This window comes from Serratia sp. 25CWL12 (assembly GCF_055790885.1).
In genome coordinates, this window is the sequence record NZ_CM147698.1 from 3,812,954 (window position 1) to 3,834,759 (window position 21,806).

19 protein-coding genes are annotated in these 21,806 nt (G+C 50.8%); 4 read left to right on the forward strand and 15 right to left on the reverse strand.

Annotated features, from left to right (window positions below; all coding sequences use genetic code 11):
• Positions 1-97: 97 nt before the first annotated feature.
• A complete protein-coding gene (locus tag ACX9GV_RS16545) occupies positions 98-1,012 on the reverse strand; it encodes a LysR family transcriptional regulator (protein ID WP_473196241.1) in 915 nt (304 codons plus the stop codon).
• Positions 1,013-1,357: 345 nt separating this feature from the next.
• Here ACX9GV_RS16545 and ACX9GV_RS16550 point away from each other — a divergent pair, with 345 nt between their 5' ends.
• On the forward strand, positions 1,358-2,731 hold the full coding sequence (locus ACX9GV_RS16550; RefSeq protein ID WP_473196242.1) for a formylglycine-generating enzyme family protein: 1,374 nt from the start codon (positions 1,358-1,360) through the stop codon (positions 2,729-2,731).
• A gap of 318 nt (positions 2,732-3,049) precedes the next feature.
• On the opposite strand, the gene ugpQ is transcribed toward ACX9GV_RS16550, so the two are convergent.
• From ugpQ to ACX9GV_RS16605, 11 genes are all read right to left on the reverse strand, one after another.
• Positions 3,050-3,790 carry a glycerophosphodiester phosphodiesterase gene (gene ugpQ / locus ACX9GV_RS16555; RefSeq protein WP_473196243.1) on the reverse strand — a complete coding sequence of 247 codons (741 nt, stop codon included), beginning with the start codon at positions 3,788-3,790 and terminating at the stop codon, positions 3,050-3,052.
• Positions 3,787-4,860 (reverse strand): sn-glycerol-3-phosphate import ATP-binding protein UgpC, encoded by a 1,074-nt coding sequence (locus ACX9GV_RS16560; protein WP_473196244.1) that lies wholly within the window; start codon positions 4,858-4,860, stop codon positions 3,787-3,789. The genes ugpQ and ACX9GV_RS16560 overlap by 4 nt, the downstream gene beginning before the upstream one ends.
• Positions 4,861-4,874: 14 nt before the next feature.
• Positions 4,875-5,720, reverse strand: a complete 846-nt coding sequence (gene ugpE, locus ACX9GV_RS16565) for a sn-glycerol-3-phosphate ABC transporter permease UgpE (protein ID WP_473196245.1) — start codon at positions 5,718-5,720, stop codon at positions 4,875-4,877.
• Positions 5,717-6,604 (reverse strand): sn-glycerol-3-phosphate ABC transporter permease UgpA, encoded by an 888-nt coding sequence (gene ugpA, locus ACX9GV_RS16570; RefSeq protein WP_473198055.1) that lies wholly within the window; start codon positions 6,602-6,604, stop codon positions 5,717-5,719. The genes ugpE and ugpA overlap by 4 nt, the downstream gene beginning before the upstream one ends.
• A 75-nt stretch (positions 6,605-6,679) precedes the next feature.
• Entirely contained in the window at positions 6,680-7,999 is a 1,320-nt protein-coding gene (ugpB, locus tag ACX9GV_RS16575) for a sn-glycerol-3-phosphate ABC transporter substrate-binding protein UgpB (RefSeq protein ID WP_473196246.1), read from the reverse strand.
• A gap of 174 nt (positions 8,000-8,173) precedes the next feature.
• The gene (locus tag ACX9GV_RS16580) at positions 8,174-9,361 is read right to left on the reverse strand and encodes an aminotransferase-like domain-containing protein (RefSeq protein WP_473196247.1); all 1,188 of its coding nucleotides are present in this window, start codon (positions 9,359-9,361) and stop codon (positions 8,174-8,176) included.
• A gap of 82 nt (positions 9,362-9,443) precedes the next feature.
• Entirely contained in the window at positions 9,444-10,145 is a 702-nt protein-coding gene (gene livF / locus ACX9GV_RS16585; protein WP_023489785.1) for a high-affinity branched-chain amino acid ABC transporter ATP-binding protein LivF, read from the reverse strand.
• A 12-nt stretch (positions 10,146-10,157) separates the two neighbouring features.
• A complete protein-coding gene (gene livG / locus ACX9GV_RS16590; protein ID WP_023489786.1) occupies positions 10,158-10,925 on the reverse strand; it encodes a high-affinity branched-chain amino acid ABC transporter ATP-binding protein LivG in 768 nt (255 codons plus the stop codon).
• A complete protein-coding gene (locus ACX9GV_RS16595; protein WP_473196248.1) occupies positions 10,922-12,205 on the reverse strand; it encodes a high-affinity branched-chain amino acid ABC transporter permease LivM in 1,284 nt (427 codons plus the stop codon). Before ACX9GV_RS16595 ends, livG begins: the two co-directional genes overlap by 4 nt.
• Positions 12,202-13,128 (reverse strand): high-affinity branched-chain amino acid ABC transporter permease LivH, encoded by a 927-nt coding sequence (gene livH, locus ACX9GV_RS16600; RefSeq protein WP_037385041.1) that lies wholly within the window; start codon positions 13,126-13,128, stop codon positions 12,202-12,204. Before livH ends, ACX9GV_RS16595 begins: the two co-directional genes overlap by 4 nt.
• A gap of 516 nt (positions 13,129-13,644) precedes the next feature.
• Positions 13,645-14,760 carry a branched-chain amino acid ABC transporter substrate-binding protein gene (locus tag ACX9GV_RS16605; RefSeq protein WP_473196249.1) on the reverse strand — a complete coding sequence of 372 codons (1,116 nt, stop codon included), beginning with the start codon at positions 14,758-14,760 and terminating at the stop codon, positions 13,645-13,647.
• Positions 14,761-15,220: 460 nt separating this feature from the next.
• Here ACX9GV_RS16605 and panM point away from each other — a divergent pair, with 460 nt between their 5' ends.
• From panM to ACX9GV_RS16620, 3 genes are read left to right on the forward strand one after another with little or no spacing between them, the layout of a single operon-like run.
• Positions 15,221-15,613, forward strand: coding sequence for an aspartate 1-decarboxylase autocleavage activator PanM (panM, locus tag ACX9GV_RS16610; protein ID WP_023489692.1), 393 nt, complete (start codon positions 15,221-15,223; stop codon positions 15,611-15,613).
• Positions 15,610-16,827 carry a DUF3142 domain-containing protein gene (locus ACX9GV_RS16615; RefSeq protein ID WP_473196250.1) on the forward strand — a complete coding sequence of 406 codons (1,218 nt, stop codon included), beginning with the start codon at positions 15,610-15,612 and terminating at the stop codon, positions 16,825-16,827. Before panM ends, ACX9GV_RS16615 begins: the two co-directional genes overlap by 4 nt.
• Positions 16,814-18,925 carry a hypothetical protein gene (locus ACX9GV_RS16620; RefSeq protein WP_473196251.1) on the forward strand — a complete coding sequence of 704 codons (2,112 nt, stop codon included), beginning with the start codon at positions 16,814-16,816 and terminating at the stop codon, positions 18,923-18,925. The genes ACX9GV_RS16615 and ACX9GV_RS16620 overlap by 14 nt, the downstream gene beginning before the upstream one ends.
• 141 nt (positions 18,926-19,066) lie before the next feature.
• Here the strand turns inward: ACX9GV_RS16620 and rpoH are convergent, their stop codons facing one another.
• From rpoH to ftsE, 3 genes are all read right to left on the reverse strand, one after another.
• Positions 19,067-19,924, reverse strand: a complete 858-nt coding sequence (gene rpoH, locus ACX9GV_RS16625; protein ID WP_473196252.1) for an RNA polymerase sigma factor RpoH — start codon at positions 19,922-19,924, stop codon at positions 19,067-19,069.
• A 265-nt stretch (positions 19,925-20,189) separates the two neighbouring features.
• Entirely contained in the window at positions 20,190-21,143 is a 954-nt protein-coding gene (ftsX, locus tag ACX9GV_RS16630) for a permease-like cell division protein FtsX (RefSeq protein WP_473196253.1), read from the reverse strand.
• The gene (gene ftsE, locus ACX9GV_RS16635) at positions 21,133-21,804 is read right to left on the reverse strand and encodes a cell division ATP-binding protein FtsE (protein WP_023489687.1); all 672 of its coding nucleotides are present in this window, start codon (positions 21,802-21,804) and stop codon (positions 21,133-21,135) included. The genes ftsX and ftsE overlap by 11 nt, the downstream gene beginning before the upstream one ends.
• Positions 21,805-21,806: the final 2 nt, after the last annotated feature.

Genomic DNA, 21,806 nt, shown 5'->3' on the forward strand with positions numbered 1-21,806 from the left:
CAGCGGTCTAAGGCCTTGACCAAAAACAACTTACCTCCCACTTGACTCGCCCCTAAAGGCGCGGGATTGCGCGGGCGTTTCGTTCAAGTCTCCATGTTCAACTGGTTAAATCTACATCCAGTTGCGCAAATCGCTGAACCAGATAATCGATCAACAACCGAATAGAGGGTAACAACCCACGTTTAGAGGAAAAAACGACATAGATTATTTCCCGAACAGGTGCCCATTGTGGTAGCAAATTGATTAACGAACCCTCCTCAAGCTGTTTATTGACCGCCATTAATGGCAATTGTGCAACACCGACCCCTGCTAACACCGCTTCTTTCAGTGCCATCATATCCGCAGTAATAAAACGCGGAGTGTGATAGACCATTTCCTGTTCATTATTGACGCCATAAAGGGTCCAACAACTGGCTTGTGGCCCAGGACGACTGATACTTGGCAACCCATTCAGCTCACTGGGCACCGTGGGGATGATTCCATATTGTTCAATTAGTTTAGGGCTGGCAACCAGGGCTTGCCCGCAATCACTCAAAATGCGCATCACCAGATTACTGTCCTGTAGTGGTGGTGGCTGTACATAAATTGTCAGGTCCACCCCCTCACTGATCACGTCAATTTGTCGACTCGTCGCCTCTAACTCCACGGTCAATAGCGGGTGTTGAGCCATAAAATCAGCCAGCATAGTGCCAATATGGGCTTGCAGTATCATTACTGGACAGGTGATACGGATCTTGCCACGAGGTTCCGCTCTGACCTCTTCAATAGACGCTTGTGCCGCCTCTGCCTCGATCAACATCGCCAGACAATGGTCATAGTAGGTTTTACCGATTTCCGATACGGTGAAATGGCGCGTCGAGCGTTTAATCAACCGAACCTGTAACCGATCCTCCAGCATGGCAAGGCGCCGGCTAAGCTTGGACTTAGGAATTCCCAATGCTCGGCCCGCTGGCGCGAAGCCGCCGTGATTGACAATTTGCACAAAATAATAGAGGTCATTTAAATCTTGCATGGCACGTCATCGTTCCACAAACAGGACAATGATTACCAAATTAACACACTAGTCACTTATTGTTAGTTGCTTTAAACTTCTTTTCACATTTTGACAACACTATAGCCAACTGAGCGTCTCAATAAACAGGATGTTATCGCACTTTTGAGATATGAATTATCGTTAGCTTTATGGTTCATAACCTATTTTTACTTTGTCATCCTCAAAAATCGAGGCGGCATCACTCATTGAACAATTTTATTTTAGGCTAAAAATAATAATCACAAAATCATAATAATACTAGCCAACACTAGGGATCATCATGGCTTCGCTTCACTAAAATCAGCTTTAAAAGGAGTAATAAGTATGAAACTACCAAACTCAATGAGTAAATTCGCCTATCTCTCATTACCAACCCTTCTATTTAGTTGTTATACCAAAGCTGCGCCAATAGTAACGGGAAATGAAGTCAATGCATTGACTAATAGTATTATTAAAAATCTGTCTGAAGCTGAAAAAAAAGGTTCATGGCCAGCAGGATACTGTGAAAAAACCTATAGTGACATTGCTGAAATATCAAATAAAGCCTACTCTTTATCAAAAGAGACCAACAATACTGCTGAAATAACCGAAAACTTCCGACAACTCAATAAACAAGCAGAAGCGATGTTGAAATTATGCGGTGACTTTGACAATAACACTTTCCCTGGAGGACAGTTACAAACACGTTATTTACGCGCTGATATGTCATTATGGAAAGCGCAGTTTGATATGTTATTTAATAATAACCCCACCCCGCTTTCTAAAATTAACATTGTACGTTCCAACAGTGCCAAGCCAGCAGAAAAGTTGAAAGACTTTCAAAAGTTTAGAGATTGCGAAGACTTTTATTGCAGCCAGATGGTGGTCTTACCCAAAGGTAACTATTTAATGGGCGGAACCCCAGAAGAACACCTAGCGCTTAACGTGGACAAGTATCGTGCGGATTGGGAAAGTCCCCGACATGCTGTACAGATCGGCAACGCCTTTGCCATATCGACAACAGAGGTTACCGTTCAGGATTTTGCACAATTTGTGCAAGAAACCAAGCGGGAAATGGCTGCGGGCTGTTTAGCCTTCCCCGGATATCCGGCCATGAGCAACCGTGAATATGCAATTTATCAGCCTAATTTGTCTTGGGAAAATCCCGGTTTTGAACAAAGTGCAATGTCACCAGTCACTTGTGTTACACGTACAGATGCTGAAGATTATGCCATTTGGCTCTCAGCCAAGACTGGCGTTCACTACCGTTTGCCCAGTGAAGCGGAATGGGAATATGCAGCTCGCGCGGGGACCAATACGCCCTATTTTTGGGGAAATAAAGTTGAAGAGGGATGTAATTACGCTACTTTCTATGATGAATCAACGGATAAAGCCACTGGTTTCCGGTTTCTTATGGCGAAATGTGATGATAAAACACCTTATACCGCCACAGTGGCTAACTTTAAGCCCAATAATTGGGGCATCTATGATATTACCGGAAATGTAAGGGAATGGGTTTCTGATGCTTGGGAAAGTTCCTATGAGACCGGGCCCTATACTGAAGAACCAAGAAAAACTGGCGTTTCTCAATTCCCAGTATTGCGCGGAGGTGCCTGGAATTACATGCCGCAGAATGTCCGCATCGCTTATCGCTCGGCCTATTACTCCTGGCCAATGCGTGCAAATATGTGGGGCTTCCGCTTGGTACGTGAAATTTAATTTGAATCTAAACAACTCGAGTTATTTGACAAAAACGTGGGGCATTTTTTTAACAACAACACCTAATCGTCCTACATAGGCGGGGATGATGCAGGTTAGCCGACCGTTGAGCGCATGGACGCGCGATACGAGCCCCCACGGACGGGTTCACGGCGTGTCGGCGTTCCGCATCATGCCCACCAACCAGACGCTTAATATGAAGCGGTATTGATGCTAGACCAGCACCCTTCTAGCAACAGAGAGTGCTGGCAACAGCGGATAAACTAAGGCGTAAACCAGTAAAAGCCGTCGCCTTCCCTGGTGACTTACCTTAGCGCTTTAAAAATTCGGGCCAATTAAATCTATCCGGTCGGTACAAATGCAATCTACCCCCCAGCTCAGCAATAAGCGCGCGCGTTCCGGGCTGTTGACGGTATACACCAGAATACGCAACCCGGCGGCTTTGAACGCGCTAACCCGTTCAGCAGTCAGTGCGTTATGGTTAATATGCAATGACACGCAACCCAGGCGTTGGGTCAGTTCAAGCCAGTTGTCATCCCATTGGTCCAGCAGCAGGCCTCGGGGTAATTCCGGTACGCTACGCTGCGCGGCAGCCAAGGCAGCGACCGAAAATGAAGAGAGCAGCGGAGCCGTTTGCCCTTGCCACAGTTGGCTGGCAGCCAATGCCACAACGCGACCGGTCTCTTCATCACAACCAGTAGTAGGTTTGATTTCAATGTTGACCATCATACCGTGCTGTTTACAACGTGCTGCGACCTGAGCCAGTAACGGTAGGCGCTCCCCTTTAAAGGCCGAGCTATACCAGTTGCCGGCATCCAACTGCACCAGTTTTTCCCATGGTAATTCACCCGCTACCCCCCAGCCATTGCTGGTGCGGTCAAGGGTGTCGTCATGCAGCAGGAAGATCTCCCCATCCAGCGCGAGCTTGGCGTCAAATTCAATCATGGTGTGACCGTAACGGGCTCCCACATCAATCGCTGCCAGCGTATTTTCTGGCGCCAGAGAACCGCCGCCGCGATGGGCCGCAATAGGAGGATAAGGCCAGGTTATGCTATTCATTTCATTCGTAATCCACTGTCAGTATCAAAAAAGTGCAGTGCCGATGCTGGCAACTGCAAATATAAGGTGCTGCCCGCAGGCGGCAACATTTCATGACTCAGGCGCACAATCACCCCCACACCGCCCCACTCGCCATGCGCCAGGTTATCCGCACCCAACAGTTCTAGCGTTTTCAGTTCCAGGGGAATACCACCATGCTCATGGGAACTCAGTTGAATATGCTCCGGGCGGATACCCAACGTCAATGCCCGTCCCCCCCATTGAGGTTGTGGTTCAGGCAATTCAAGCATCATGCCGTCGGCCAACTGTAACTGCTTACCCTCGGCACTGAGTGTACCTGGGAATAAGTTCATCGCCGGGGAGCCGATAAAACTGGCCACGAACAGCGAAGCCGGGCGTTGATAGACTTCACTCGGTGTGCCAATTTGTTCCGCAACCCCTTTGTTCATCACAATGACACGTTGTGCCAGTGTCATCGCCTCAACCTGGTCGTGTGTAACGTACAAGCTGGTGGTTTTCAAACGGCGATGTAACTGCTGCAACTCCAGACGCATCTGTACACGCAATTTGGCATCCAGGTTAGATAACGGCTCATCAAACAGAAATACCGCCGGTTCACGCACAATCGCACGCCCCATCGCCACACGCTGCCGCTGGCCACCAGACAGCTCTCGCGGTTTGCGTTGCAACAAGGGGGTCAACTCAAGAATACGTGCAGCCTCTTCCACCCGCTGGCGGATCTGCTGTTTACCAAAACCACGAATTTTCAGGCCGTAGGCCATGTTGTCGTAGACACTCATATGCGGATACAGCGCGTAGTTCTGGAACACCATCGCAATACCGCGATCTTTCGGCTCCAGCTCAGTCACTCGTTGGGCGTCGATATAAATATCCCCGGTGGTGGTGCGTTCCAACCCGGCGACCATACGTAATAACGTCGATTTACCACAGCCGGAAGGGCCCACCATCACAATAAATTCGCCGTCCGCCACGTCGAGATCAATCTGTTTGATCACCGGCGTTTTGCCGTCATAAGACTTGGTGACTGCTTGTAGTTTTAAACCTGCCATCTAAAGGATATTCCTTACTTCTCGCTATCAACCAAACCGCGCACAAACCAGCGCTGCATCAGAAGAACCACCGCCAATGGCGGGATTAACGTTAATATCATGGCGGCCATCACCTGGTTCCACTGCGTTGGCGCCCCCGATGTGGAAATCATGCTACGAATACCCGCCACCGCGGTATTCATCGAGGCATCGCTGGTGACCAGCAATGGCCACAGGTATTGATTCCAACCGTAGATAAAGGTGATCACAAACAGCGCCGCCAGATTGGTTTTTGATAATGGCAACACAATGTCCCAAAAGAAACGCATCGGCCCAGCCCCATCGATCCTCGCGGCTTCCAGCAGTTCATGTGGCAAGGTCATAAAAAACTGGCGTAATAAAAAGGTCGCCGTAGCTGAAGCCATAAGCGGCAATGTCAGGCCGGTATAGCTGTCTAGCAGATTAAGGTTGGAGATCACCTCTACCGTGGGGAAAATGCGCACTTCTACCGGCAACATCAGCGTGATAAAGATCAACCAGAAGAACAAGCTACGTAATGGGAAACGGAAATAGACAATGGCATAGGCAGAAAGCACCGAAACGACGATTTTGCCACTGGTGATGGCGAGCGCCATGATGACACTATTGAGCAACAGCATCGAAAATGGCACTTTTAGGGCGCCCACCCCACTTTGCCAAATATGGCGAATGTTGTCCCACAGATGATCACCAGGGACTAATTGCATCGGTGTCTGGAAGATCTGCTGATCATCCAAAGTAGCGGCGATAATCGCCACATACAGTGGAAATAACACCACCAATACCCCCACCACCAGCATGATATGGCTGAAGATATCCAGCCCGCGTCGGTTCTCAATCATTGGTAACGCACCTTACGCTCAACAAAGCGGAACTGGATCACCGTCAGGCCAATCACCAGCACCATTAACACCACCGATTGCGCCGCTGAGCTGGACAGATCCAACCCGGCAAAACCCTCGCGATAAATTTTATAAATCAATGTCGTGGTGGATTGCCCTGGTCCACCGGCAGTGGTGGCATCAATCACCGCGAAAGTATCGAAGAAGGCATACACCAGATTCACCACCAGCAGAAAAAAACTCACCGGAGTAATCAGCGGTAATACCAGGTTGAAGAAACGCCGTACTGGCCCGGCTCCGTCGATGGCGGCCGCTTCAATCAACGAACGGGGAATCGCTTGCAACGCGGCGAGGAAAAACAGGAAGTTATAACTGATCTGTTGCCACACCGACGCCAGAACCACCAGGAACATCGCCTGACCACTGTTTTGTGCGTGATTCCAGTCGTAACCAAAACTGGCAAGAATGTGGGTAATCAAACCCATACCAGGGCTGAACAGGAAACTCCACAAAACCGCCGCTACAGCTGGAGCGACCGCATAGGGCATGATCATCAGCGTGCGATAAAAGCGACGACCGCGTAATACATGGTCCACCAGCGCAGCAAAAAATAGCGACACCAATAAGCCAATACCTGCGACCAGAAAGCTGAACACCAAAGTGGTGTAAAAAGATTCCAGATAATAGTCGTCTTGTAGCAGTTGCTTAAAATTATCCAAACCGACGAACTGGCTGGACAGACCAAAGGGATCAACACGTTGTACCGAGTACCACAACGCCTGACCCGCTGGCCATAAGAAAAATACCAGGGTGATCAGCAACTGTGGCAAAACCAGAACATAAGGCAACCAACTGCAACCGAAACCGGGACGGTGTGAACTCATCATCAAGGACTCATAGAAAGAAAAACGACGCAGAACGGGCGTCACAAGTAACGCCCGTCTGGATGGTGTTGGTGATTACTTGGTTGAGGCCTCGAAACGACGCAACAGTACGTCACCCCGCTGTACTGCGGTATCTAGCGCCTGCTGAGCCGTTTTCTTGCCAGCCCACACGCTTTCCAGCTCTTCATCTACCACGGTACGGATCTGTGGCATATTCCCCAGACGCAAGCCCTTGGTAAACGGTAATGGGGATTTGTTCAGCATCTGACGGGTGGGGACATCCGCACCGGGAAACTTGTCGTAGAAACCTTGTTGTTTGGTCAACTCATAAGCGGCAGTAGTGATCGGCAGATAACCGGTTTTCTGGTGCCATTCGGCGGCGATTTCCGGCTGTGCCAAAAATTGCATAAATTCCGCCACACCTTTGTAGGTCGCAGGGTCCTTGCCCTTCATTACCCACAGGCTAGCACCACCGATAATGGCGTTTTGCGGTGCAGTTTCCACACCCGCATGGTAAGGCATCATGCCGACGCCAAAATCAAATTTGGCATATTTACGGATACTGGCCATGGAGCCCGAAGAGTCGGTCATGATTGCGCAATCACCATTATAGAACTTCTCGGTTGCCTCACCCTTGCGACCAAAGTAGGTGAAATCCCCTTTTTGCTGCATATCCTGCAAAAGTTGAATATGCTTGACCTGTAATGGCTGGTTGAACTCCAACTTGGCGTTGGTGCCAGCAAAGCCATTATTTTCAGTGGCGAATGGTACTCCATGCCAGGCGCTAAAGTTCTCTAACTGGATCCAGCCCGACCAACCACTGGTAAAACCACACTTGATACCAGCTGCACGCAATTTGGCGGTATCCGCAGCCAGTTCCTGCCAGGTTTTTGGTGGCTGCTCAGGGTTCAAGCCCGCTTTCTTGAAGGCCTCTTTGTTGTAATACATCACTGGAGTGGAGCTATTAAACGGTTGGGATATCAGACGACCACTTTGGTTGTCACTGTAGTAGCCAGCCACTGCCGGTACAAATACTGACTCATCAAAGTTAATCCCAGACTCCTGGAATACTTGATAGACCGGCTTGATGGCTTTACTCGCCATCATGGTCGCGGTACCCACTTCATAAACCTGCAGAATCGCTGGCGCTTTGCCAGCACGATAGGCCGCAATCCCTGCCGCCAGACCTTGTTCGTAGTTACCCTTGTAAACAGGGACGATTTTTACATCAGGGTGAGATTGATTAAAACGACTCGCCAGCGAGTCCACTACTTCACCCAGTTCTCCTTCCATGGAATGCCAGAAGGGGATCTCAGTCACTGCCATAGCCTGCGTGCTGACCACCATGGTCAACGCAACACACAGTGTGTTTTTTTTAATCATTTGAATCAACATGGCTAACTCCTGAAAAATGCGGGAAATGCCCAAGAAAAAAGATACCGGGCATAACATGTCATGTTCAGGTGACAGAAAAATAACGCTTTGGTGAAGGCAACGTGACGGGATAATGACTAAATAATGACGAGCGGAATGCGGCGGTCAGGGGAGCCCCAGACCGCCGTAGAAAAATTACAGCGAACGACGCAGACGCGCCACCGCCTCTTGCATCTGTGGTTCGGTAGCGGTGGCAAATGACAAGCGGAAGGTAGAACGGTCCGGCTTGTCACAGAAGAAGTACTCACCGGGAACAAACACTACCCCTTGTTGCAGCGTGGTGTTTAACCATTCCGTGGCATTGAACGGCTCACGGAAGCGCGCCCACAGGAACATGCCACCTTTTGGCCTATCGAAGCTGATCACATCACCCAGCTCTTTTTCAACCAAGTCCGCCAGGATCTCGCCTTTGTGTTTATAGGCGGCACGGAGCTTTTCAATCTGTGCTGGCAGACGATCCAACCCCAGATAACATTCGACGATGCTCTGCGACAAGGCGCTGGCATGTAAATCGGCCGCTTGCTTGATAATAGCCACTTTGTGCAACAGGAAGGGTGGCAGGACCGCCCAGCCCAGACGCAGGCCTGGGGCCAGGATCTTGGAGAAGGTAGAGGTGTAGATAATATTTTCCGTATGGCCCAATACCTGCTGAGAAATCTGATACAAGGTGGCATTGCGCTCATCAGTGAAACGTAGCTCACCGTAAGGGTCATCTTCAACAATCAGGAAGTTATGTTCCGCAGCCAGTTTAACCAATTGCTCACGGCGTGCAGTACTCAGCGTCAGCCCACTGGGGTTGCCAAAGTTCGGCACCACATAAACCCCTTTGATTTTCTGGGTTTTCAGCAGTTCAGCCAGCTCATCAACCACCATACCTTCGCTGTCTGAAGAGACAGACATCACATGGGCTTCGGCCAACTCCAGCGTTTGCAGCGCGGCCAGATAGGTCGGGCGCTCGACGACAAACACATCTCCGGGGTTAATCAGCGCACGCATCACCAAATCCAGCGCCTGCTGAGACCCCGCAGTCACCAATATATCTTCTGGCTGAGCACGCACGCCACGCACGGCACATAGCTCACAAATACGTTCGCGCAGCAGGTAACTCCCTTCCGTCAATCCATACTGGAAAGCGCTTTTCGGTTGTTCGGTGATCGCCTGCTGAGTAGCCATGCTCAAGCCTTCGAAGTCAAACAGCGCATCAGAAGGGATGCCACCCGCCAGCGAGATCACATGCTCCATTTTACTGTGCTTGAGCAACTCACGGATTGCCGAGCTTTTTACATTTATGATGCGCTGTGCGAGTAATCCTTCAGTATTCATTATTTATTCTCGTCATCATTAAAAATGGGGCGATTGCTATGCCCCTGCCCTGTAAATACTATCTATTTAAGATATCGGGTAGTTAACCACCCAGATAGGCCGATCTCACTGCTTCGTTGGCTAACAATGCGGCACCCGTATCTTCCAACACCACACGACCATTTTCCAGCACATAACCACGATCCGCCAATTTTAACGCCTGATTGGCATTTTGCTCCACCAGAAAGATGGTCATGCCCTCTTCACGCAGCTGCTGGATAATATCAAAAATCTGCTGAATGATGATCGGCGCCAACCCGAGAGACGGCTCATCAAGTAGCAACAACTTCGGCTGACTCATTAACGCACGGCCAATCGCCAGCATCTGTTGCTCACCGCCAGACATGGTGCCTGAACGCTGGCTACGCCGCTCCAGCAAACGCGGGAACAGGCTAAAAACCCGCTCAATGCGCTGCTGATACTGATCCCTATTGGCAAAAAAACCGCCCATCGCCAGATTCTCTTCCACCGTCATACGGGAAAACACTCGCCGCCCTTCCGGCACAATCGCTACCGCTTCACGCATAATGCGCGCCGTCTGCCAATGGGTAATATCCTGGTCCAGCAGCGTGATTGTGCCAGCACTGGCCCGAGGTTCACCACATAAGGTGCCGAGCAAGGTGGTTTTACCCGCCCCGTTGGCGCCGATCAGTGTAACGATCTCCCCCTGCTGGATGTTCAAACTCACCTGATGCAGAGCCTGGATTTTACCGTAATGAGCGGATACCTGATTAAATGACAACATAATATTTACCCACTATTCGCCCAGATAGGCCCGGATCACATCCGGGTTATTGCGGATTTCGTCCGGTGTGCCTTGTGCCAACGGCGTACCCTGATTCATCACATAGATACGATCAGAAATCCCCATCACCAGTTTCATATCATGCTCAATCAACAGCACCGAAACCTGATGCTGATTGCGCAGTTCGACAATCAGGTGATCCAGTTCGTCGGTTTCTTTCGGGTTTAAACCTGCAGCAGGCTCATCCAGCATCAGTAATTCTGGGCGTGTCACCATGCAACGGGCAATTTCCAACCGCCGCTGTTGACCATAAGCCAGATTACCCGCCGAACGGTTAGCCAACTCCAGCAAACCTACGCGCTCCAGCCACACTGCAGCACGTTCCAGAGCATCGGCTTCCGCCCGGCGGAATGCTGGGGTTTTCAGCAAACCAGCAAACAGACCGGTTTTCAAATGCTGATGCTGAGCCACCAGCAGGTTTTCAATCACCGTCATTTCACGGAACAGCCGCACATGCTGGAAAGTACGTACCACACCCATGCGAGCAATAGTCTGACCGGCCAGCCCTTCCAAATGATGGTCACGCAACTTGATGATACCGCTGGTCGGGCGATAAAACCCGGTAAGGCAGTTGAACACCGTGGTTTTGCCGGCACCATTCGGGCCAATCAGTGAGACTATCTCCCCTTGATGCAATTCCAGGCCGACATTGTTTACCGCCAACAAACCACCGAAACGCATTGAAAGCCCGGATACCGACAATAAAGGTTGAGCACTCATACCTGCGGCTCCTTCGCGGTGTCCGTTTCCGCCACGTTTAGTTTCAACTGCGGGCGTTTCATCGGCAACAACCCTTGTGGCCGCCAAATCATCATTAATACCATCAGCGCCCCCAGCAATAACATGCTGTATTCATTCAGGTCACGCATCAGCTCACGGGAAACCACCAATAACACTGCCGCCAGGATCACCGCAAATTGTGAACCCATCCCCCCAAGCACCACGATGGCCAAGACAAAGGCCGACTCAACAAAGGTAAAGGATTCCGGGCTGATAAAGCCCTGACGCGCGGCAAACAGGGTACCGGCAAAGCCGGCAAAGGCCGCACTGATAGTGAAGGCGGTCAATTTTATCTTGGTAGGACTGAGCCCCAGCGAACGACAAGCGATCTCATCTTCGCGCAGTGCCTCCCAAGCGCGGCCGAGTGGCATCCGCAACAGGCGGTTAATCACAAACAGCGTTAATATCACCAGCAACAGCGCAACCAGATAGAGGAACACAATACGGTCACCCGCTTCGTACTGCAGACCAAAAAAGTTATGGAATGTATCCCAGCCGCCATCGCGCGCACTGCGGTTAAACTCCAGACCAAAGAAGGTAGGTTTGGGGATCTGGCTGATACCATTCGGCCCACCGGTGATCTCGGTGTTATTGAGCAACAGGATACGGACAATTTCACCAAAGCCCAGGGTGACAATCGCCAAGTAGTCTCCCCGCAGGCGTAATACCGGGAAGCCCAGCAGGAAACCAAAAATAGCGGTGACAAACCCAGCCAGTGGCAAGCTTTCCCAAAAACCCAGACCATAGTAATGATTGAGCAATGCGTAGGTGTAGGCACCGATGGCGTAAAAACCCGCGTAACCCAGTACCAACAAACCGGAAAGGCCAACCACAATATTCAGCCCCAGGCCCAGCATCACGTAAATCAACGTCATGGTGGCGATATCCACCGTGCCGCGTGAAACCAGAAACGGCCAGATAACAGCGGCAATGATGATCACCGCAGCCAGCAATTTCTGGCGAGTGGTGGTGCCATCAAAACTGGGCAAAACAAAGGATGGCCCGGAAATTTTTTTCAGCCCGTGTTGCATCAAGGGACGTAACAGTTGGAAGAAAAACACCACTGCACAGCCGATACCAATCCACATCCAACGGACTTGCGCTGCACCATGCACCACCAGTTTGGTGCCATCCAAGCTCAATTGCATCCCCATCAGGAATGACGCCATAACAAACAGCACTACCGTAGCAATGCAGGCGTTAAGCAGACCGTGCTTCATACTTTCTCAACCTCCGGACGGCCAAGAATGCCCGTTGGCATCACCAGCAACACCACGATCAACAGCGCAAAAGAGACCACATCTTTGTATTCAGTACTCAGGTAAGCGGAAGTGAGTGCTTCTGCCACGCCCAAGACTAATCCGCCAATCATCGCACCAGGTATGCTACCAATCCCCCCCAATACCGCGGCAGTAAAGGCTTTCATCCCCGCCATAAAACCGATATAGGGGTTGATCACACCATAGAACTGCCCGAGCAGTACACCCGCTACGGCAGCCATTACCGCGCCGATAACGAAAGTGAGCGATATCACCCGATCAGTATTGATCCCCAACAGACTGGCCATTTTAAGATCTTCCGCACAGGCTCGGCAGGCGCGGCCCATACGGGAATAACGAATAAACAATGTCAGCGCCAGCATCGCCAAAAAGGTGACAACCCAGATGGTCAACTGCATGGTGGTGATGGTGGCAGCAAAGCCGTTGCTTTCCCCCAAGACCCATTGGCCGGTCACCAGGCTCGGCAACGCAAGATCACGTGAACCTTGCGTCAGGCTGACGTAGTTTTGCAGAAATATCGACATCCCAATGGCGGAAATCAGCGCGATCAGGCGCTTGGAATTGCGGACCGGCTTATAGGCTACCCGTTCAATGCTCCAGCCATAGGCGCTGGCGATGACGATAGACACCAAGAATGCCGAACCGATCAACAACCAACCCACGTCGATCCCCATCATCATCAGGGCGGCAATAACAATAAATGAGACATAACTGCCGATCATATACACTTCACCATGGGCGAAGTTGATCATGCCGATAATGCCGTAAACCATGGTGTAACCAATGGCAATCAATGCATAGGTACTGCCCAACGTAAGGCCGTTGAACATCTGTTGCAAAAAATAGAGAAACTGCTCTGACATACTCTGACCTTCTAAGGTGTTGCCACGGCCATAAAACAGTGGCCTAACAGCCCGCCGATAGCACAGGCTCCGGGGATCCCGGTTTAGACCCGTCATTCTTCAAATTGCGTGGATGTTGGCTATGCTCTGTCACCCCTGTCACATCATTAGCGATGCGCCTGGGAAGTCACGCGCTTGCCGCCTACAAGCAAATCGAATTATCTTGGGTATATGCTCTTCATATTCCAAACTGCGGAGGTGTTGGCTGTTTACCACGCCAAGTGCGATTGGAAACACACCGCATGTTGTTCTGCAACTCAAAGGGAGTTGGGTATAGACTCGTCATCATCCCACTCCCTGTATGAATTTGCGGGGAATATACCACTTCAAGGGAAAAATACGAACTCAACAGGCGTGCAATACGCTTGAGTTTAACCCTCGCCATTCCCTCTTTGTTCAGGGAACCAGCGAGGGAATGTCACCGTCGTCATCCATTTTTACTATTACTTGAATGACGCCGGTTAGCCTACAAGGGGTTTATTTTAACGGCGTGGATGAACCATCCGCATGCCATTCAAATACACCAAACTCAAACCCTTTCAGATCGCCTTTTTCATCCCAGCTTAGTGGACCCATTACGGTTTCCACGGGGGCGCCGGTTTTCAGGTTTTTGACAATCTCTGCCGGATCCTGGCTGCCACTACGCTCCATGCCTGTTACCAGCGATTGCAGTGCCGCGTAGGTGGTCCAGATAAATGGCCCTGTCGGATCCAGTTTTTTGGCTTTCAACGCGTCCACTACCGGTTGGTTGGCAGGTACCTGATCGTAGCGTTTTGGTAATGTTACCAGCATACCTTCAGAAGCCGCACCCGCGATATTGGACAGTGAAGAGTTACCCACCCCTTCCGGCCCCATAAAACGGGTAGTCAAACCGGCCTGCTTGGCTTGACGCAGAATCTGCCCCATCTCTGGGTAGTAGCCACCGAAGTAAACGAAGTCAACGTTCTCTTTCTTCAGACGTGCCACCAAGGTAGAGAAATCTTTGTCGCCCGCAGTGACCCCTTCAAACATGACCACGTCAGTGCCTTGCGCTTTCAAGCTATCACGCACTGAACGCGCCAGACCTTCGCCATACTGCTGCTTGTCGTGCACCACTGCGATACGTTTAGGTTTAACGTCATTAAGAATGTATGTAGCCGCTGTTGGCCCCTGATCGGAATCCAGCCCGGTGGTACGCATCAGCATTTTGTAACCACGGGTGGTCAGGTCAGCATTGGTCGCCGCTGGGGTAATCATGATCACCCCTTCATCTTCGTAAATATCAGAAGCAGGCTGGGTGGAAGAAGAACACAAATGACCGATGACATACTGAATGCCGTCATTAATCACCTTGTTGGCCACCGCGACCGCTTGTTTTGGGTCACAAGCATCGTCGTACTCAACCATCACCAACTTATCGCCCTTGATACCGCCCTTAGCGTTAATATCGGCAATAGCCTGACGCGCCCCAGTGAATTCCATATCGCCATACTGCGCCACCGGACCGGACATCGCGCCCACCACGGCAACCTTGATATCTTTCGCTATGGCAGCATGTCCCATGGCCATGGCGATACAGCCAGCCAGCAGCGCGTTACTCTTGATAAATTTCATCCGCATAATCCCCATGTGTCGTTGTGAGTTTGCTTGTTGTGTTTGCCGTGCCTGGCCATTATTGCTATTCAGAGTCGCTGCCTACCCGCCACCGGAGTGAGCCTGGCTAGAACAGTAAAACTGCTTTTATCCATAAGTAATAATGGGTTAGGTGAATTCACGGCAAATTTTTCTAATAAGACTTTACTTATCATGCTATTAAACAGGAATTTTATTCTGTAAATCAACTGCCACTGACAGGAACAAGCGGTGTAAACAGAATAAAATTCGAATTATTACCGTACTGTTTGGGCAACCAACAGTTCATTATGCTGGATAAGTACCACCGAGCTAACTTTTTACTCGGAAAATATGGGTTGGGAAAAACATTCTGCGTGGAAATCGTACTAAAAAACTTACACAACACTATCAGCAAGATCCATTACACTGTCAATATCATTGATTAATGTAAAAATCTGCCATGAAATTAACCATTGAGCGTTTAACTCATTTGTCTCCGCAAGACCTGATCGATCTGGGTAAAATCTGGCCACATCAACAACCAGCACAGTGGCAGTGTGACCAGCAAGATGGCAAGGTATTATTCGCCGCCCGCTTTAATGACCGACTGTTGGCCGCAGTAAAAATTGAGGTGCAAGGAAACCGAGCACAACTGCACGACCTGATGGTTCGCGAGGTGACCCGACGCCGGGGGGTTGGGCTCTACCTGGTGCAGGATACACAACGCCAATTGCCTGAGGTGCGACACTGGCAGCTTTCTACCTCCGGGTTGGCTGCGGGGGAACGTAGCGAAATCGACAACTTTATGCGTGCCTGCGGCTTTATGGCACAAGGTGAACTTTGGCAAAAATGAAACGTTGGCTAGTAATAGCGATATTGCTACTCCTGATGCTGACGGCCTGGTTTTCCAGCCGCCAACCGGCGATTAACTCCTCTTCCACCTGGGATCAGCAAGTCTATATCTGGCAACGAGTCTGGACACCACAACATGGCGATGCTCTGATTGACAGCCATGATCTGTTCTCAAGCTTACGGGTACTGGGTTTACAAGTGCATCCCCAAGAGGGGGTGCGCAAAATCGCGGTTAATACTAGCTTGCTCAAACAGGATGGCCGCCCGTTATGGCTAGTGGTACGTCTGGACGGGCAACTGCAGCAACTGGATGAAGCTACCATTTACCCGCAGTTGCAACAATTACTACAACAGTGGCAAACCGCAGGATTGCAGGTCGTTGGTGTAGAGATCGATCATGATGCGGCCACTGCACGCTTGCCTGCCTATCAACATTTTCTACAACAACTACGCCAACAACTGCCTTCTTCATTACAACTGGGCATTACCGCGCTGCCCACCTGGCTCAGTTCCCCCGCTTTATCTGGTGTACTACAACAGGTCGACAGCTCTGTGTTACAGCTACATGCGGTGCTCTCACCAGAACAAGGGCTGTTTGATGGTCAGCAGGCTCTGGGTTGGGTGGGTCAATATGCCCGCATCAGTGGCAAGCCCTTTCGCGTGGCCTTACCCGCTTATGGCATGGGGCTAATAGGGTTTGATGCTCAAGGTGCACAGGTTGAGAGCGAGTCCACGCAACACGTGGCTGGCAACTTACAAGAACTCAGCGTAGCACCACAACAGATTGCCGACTTCTTGCAACAGCTCATCCCGCTCTCTCCTAAGCATTTACGTGGTATTATCTGGTTTCGTTTACCGTTAGCCAGTGATCGCAGAGCCTGGTCAATGGAGACATTACGCGCCGTCATCACTCAGCAACCATTAACTGTTAACTGGCAGGTAGAATTTTTACCACAGCCACAGCAGAATGGATTATATGACCTGAACATCCAGAATAATGGGCCGGTAGATGCCCCGTTGCCCCGCGAAGTGCACATTCAGGCTGAGGGTTGCCTGGCTGCGGATGCGGTGGGCAATTATCAGTTGGCAACGTCATCGCAACAACCGCGCTTTGTCCGTATTCGCAGTGAGCAGTTACGCGCAGGGCAATCACGCCCCTTGGGCTGGTTACGCTGTCAACAGATCACGCCAGGAGGTACTGATGTCATCCCTTGATACGCCTTTATCATCGATAAGGTATAAAAAAAGTCATCTCCGTTCGCTGCCGCTGGCCTCACTGATTGCTGCGGCATTAATAACCCCCCTTAGCAGCCAAGCTTGCGGCCCGTTTTTTCTCAATCGGTTACTGGTCGACCGCAACAGCACGCTACTGGTGATGCCGGAGGGGAACTTCGCTTTCGAAACCCACCGTCTGGTGCCGGTAGACAAACAATTACCGTTATGGAAAGAGCCGGTACCCGAACCAGAAAACGCGCCAAAACCAGCATCACTGTCACCAGAACAGCAAATCATTGCCCAGATGCGGGCAACCCACACCGTAGAACAAGTGGATGCCGTAAATACTCAGGGACTCTCTAATGCTGCACGTCTGTATACCCTGGGGGCGGTAGCTTTTGCCGCACAGGACCCACGAGCACCTGAATACTTCCAGCTAGTTCTGGCGCTGCCGCTTGCCGAGCAAGGGGAATGGGGGTTACGGGCACAATACTCTTTGGGTCGTGTTTTCATGAGCGACTATGCTATGCCTGAAAGCCAATCGTCTTCCACGGCACCATCGCTTCCCCATCCAAAAGCCGCCCAGTTAGCGCAGGCCACTGCTGCCTTCCAGCAGGTCATTGACAAAGTGAAAGCAGGAGGCGCCGATCCGGATCAACTGGCACTCAGTAGCCTGGGCCAGCAAGCGCGTATCCATTTATGGCTGGGGGAAATTGCCCCTGCCGTACAGCTTTATGCCCAGCAAGCCGCCCAGGGCGATCCCCAAGGAGGGCTTTCGTTGCAGTACATTTCCAGCTATCTGGTTAAGCCGGAACATCTGGAGGCATTAAAGCAAGCCATTAATGACCCGTTAGTGCAGCAACTAGTGACTATCGAGCTTTTTGCACGCAGCAGTAACCTGTCCATGATGAGCTCAGATGACGGTGCAACAGCGTTAAAACAGACGATAATTCCCATTCTGACGTTGTTGAATGATTCCGTAAAAAACGGCTTCGCCGGTAGCGATCGGCTGGCAGCGCTGGCCTATCGCTCAGGGCAATATGCCATGGCCGCCAGCCTACTGAAACAGGCGGGGGATAGTGGTTTAGCCTGGTGGTTACGTGCCAAAATGGCCTTGCGTGCAGGTGATATTAAAGCCGCTACTGCAGCTTATGCTAAAGCAGCCGCTGCCTTCCCTACAGATGAAACCTGGGGGCAACAGAGCAGCGATATCGACGAGTTTAATACGGAACTGATCGTTCCAGATTGCCGGGTGTCCGGTGAACAAGCCATTCTGGCATTAAACCGTGGCGATTATCTGCAAGCCATAGAACTGATGTATCGTGGCAAGGAAACCTATTGGGCAGATGTGGCTGATATCGCCGAACGGGTATTGACCGTCGATGAACTGAAAGGTTTTGTTGATAAGCATGTACCACCGCCCAGCACACCGCTGAAACCGGTTAATCCAGACGATGATGACTATAGCGGTCAGTGGCTTCCCAGCGACGTTAAACTGCGCGAGTTATTGGCACGACGGCTAATGCGTGTTGGCCGTTATCAGGAAGCACTCAGCTATTTTGCTATGCCAAACTACCACCAGGCAGCGGAGGAATTTGCGGCACAGTTACACACCGCACAAGATAAAGCGCAGGATAAAATCACACGCGCCAAAGCTTATTACCAAGCTGCCGCGTTGCTGCGCACAAAAGGACTCATGTTTACCGGCTACGAAATGACGCCAGATTATGCCATTTATGGTGCGGGTTATTCCTATGTTGGGGATGCTTTCAATACCCATGAGCTAAAACACAAGAGCTGGATCAGCGCGGCCGAAGCGGCTCGGGCGGCCAAATCGTTGCCAGATGCGGATAATCGTTTCCTTCACTACCGCTGGCAAGCAGTAGAATTAGCGAAAAAATCGGCCAACCTGCTACCACCGAAAAGCCAAGCCTATGCTGCGGTGTTGTGCCACGCCAGCAGTTGGGTCATGGCCCGCGATGCCAAGACAGGCCGAGCACTCTATCAACGCTATATCAAAAACGGTGCCGTATTCGACTGGTCAAACCAATTTGGTTCCCACTGTCCAGAACCAGAATTTGTCAAAGCTGAGCATTAACTAGCAAGACCACTAAGCACAAAAACAGAAAAGCCCAGAGTATCAATCTGGGCTTTTTGATAAATAACAACTTTCCGATAAATAACAATGTGTTTCAAACTGCAGAGCCATTAACCATAGCGTGAATAAAACTGGCTATAATTAAGCCTCGATCGCCATCTTTAATTTCTTCATGGCATTCTTTTCAAGCTGGCGTACTCGCTCAGCAGAAACGCCATACTGATCGGCCAACTCTTGCAAAGTGGACTTGTTGTCATCGTCCAACCAACGGGCACGGATAATATGCTGGCTACGCTCGTCCAGACCTTCCAACGCATAGGTCAGCTTATCTGTGGCATTACTTTCCCAGTTATCTTCCTCGATCCCTTCGGCAAAATCAGAGCTTTTATCCTGCAGATAGAGCATCGGCGACAAGGTATGACCATCATGCCCGTCATCTTCTGGCATGGGGTCAAAAGACATATCCTGCGCCGCCATACGGGATTCCATCTCCAGTACGTCTTTAGTTGTCACCCCCAGCTCACGGGCCACCAGTTCCACTTCATCCTGGTTGAACCACCCCAAACGTTGCTTGGTTTTCCGCAGGTTAAAAAACAGCTTACGCTGAGCCTTGGTGGTAGCCACTTTCACAATACGCCAGTTACGCAAGACGTATTCATGAATTTCAGCCTTGATCCAATGCACCGCAAAGGAAACCAGACGCACCCCAACCTCTGGGTTGAAGCGACGTACCGCTTTCATCAGGCCAATATTCCCTTCCTGGATCAGGTCTGCTTGCGGCAGGCCATACCCTGAATAGTTGCGAGCAATATGAGCGACAAAACGCAGATGAGACAGGATCAGCAGCTTGGCTGCTTCCAGATCGCCCTGATAATGCAGCCGTTCAGCCAACTCCCGCTCTTCCTCTGCCGTCAGCATTGGATAGGTGTTGGCGGCCCGCAGATAGGCTTCCAAGCTGCCCTGCGAGACTAAGGCTAAAGTTTGCATTTCTTTGGTCATTCAACCCCTCTCTTGATTAAACAGGTCATGTCGGTGATTTAATGGTGGGATTTTATTGATTTTACGACAATTGCGGTTGCAAAAGCGGTTTCACACATGAATCACCTAAACATTTTCTGCACAATTTGACCCTTTCCCCCCAAAAAAGTTCACTACTTTTTAACATTATCACCACGGGGGGAACAGACCTATATTACTTTTGCCGCTATCCTTCCGCAACACAGTCATCACCCGTGCTGCAGAAGAACAGTATATCAAAAAATCACTATTGAGGTGTAAAGCGACGTAAATGTTGCACCGTGGCCAACCAGGCTGCCACCCAGCCAATCATCGCGGAGACCAAGAGCAGCAGTAACGCCTCATCCCAACCCAAGCCGTGCAAGGTGAAGGTGGTACCAAATACGGTTGCCACATGGGTGACGACCGTCTCCAGTTTCCATACCAACGCGCCAGACAGCGCTAATGACAATAGCGCACCAAACAACCCAAGGATTGCTCCACCATTAAGGAATGGCCGCAAGATAAACCCATCGGTAGCACCAATCAGTTTCATGACATTGATGGTATCGCGACGACTGAAAATATTCAGACGTACACTGTTACCGATCACCAGGAAAACCGCCACAATCATCAGTATGCCAATCATTGCCGCCACCTGCCCAACCAACCCAGTCAGGGCGGCCAGACGAGCAAACCAGCTATCATCCATGCGGACTTCTTCCACACCAGGAACCGCCGCCACACGATCACGCAGGGTATTAAGCGTTTCAGAACTCTGGAAACTCATTTGCGGGGTGATGATCGCCACAGCAGGTAACGGATTTTCCTCCAACATATCCAGCGCGCCACCAAACCCAGACCAATTGCGGAACTCACCGCGAGCCTCTTCACGGGATAGGTAGTTCACTTTGTCTACACCGGCTTGGGCTTTGATGGCATCCAGCACTTTTACCGCAGCGTCATCATCAAGGGACTTATCCAGATAGACCGTCAGTTGCGGCGTTGGGTACCATTGTGTCGACGCAGTACTCACGTTCTTCCAGATAATGTAACAAACGCTAGGTAAGGTCAGGGAAATGGCGATCACCATCACGGTCAGCAATGTGGCCAGTGGTTGGCGCATCATATCAGCCATGGCATTCACCCAAGCATAGCGCCACTGTTGATGCCAGCCACCGCGTAGTGCCTTGCTCTTGGCGGTTTTTGCATTAGTTGCCATCGTGCGCGTCTCCTACCATACGGCCCTGGCTGAGTGTCAGGATACGATAATTACGCCGGGCGATAAGCCCTGTATCATGGGTTGCCATCAATACCGTTACCCCGACGCGGTTGAACTCTTCAAACAGGCGCAAAATACCTTCCGACAGCACATCATCAAGGTTACCGGTCGGTTCATCTGCCAGCAGTACCGCGGGTTTGTTCACCACCGCACGGGCAATGCCAACACGTTGCTGTTCACCACCAGAAAGCTGAATCGGAAAATTCTTCGCTTTATCCAGTAACCCCACCTTATCCAATGCGGCCGAGACACGACGCCGGATATCTTCGCTACTGGCACCGGCAATGATCAGTGGCATTGCCACGTTGTCATACACTGTGCGATCGAGCAATAAATGGTGATCCTGGAAAATCATGCCAATTTGACGGCGCAAAAATGGCACCTCACGGTTCTTCAAGCGGCTGACGTCATGCCCGCCAAACCAGATATGACCGGCACTTGGCCGCTCGATGCCACAAATCAGTTTCAGCAGGGTACTTTTCCCTGCACCGGAATGACCGGTCAGAAATGCCATTTCCGCTGGCCGTAAATGGAAATCGACCCCCTGCAGGGCTTGGCGGCCGCCCAGATAAGCTTTACTGACCTGTTCAAAGCGAATCATCG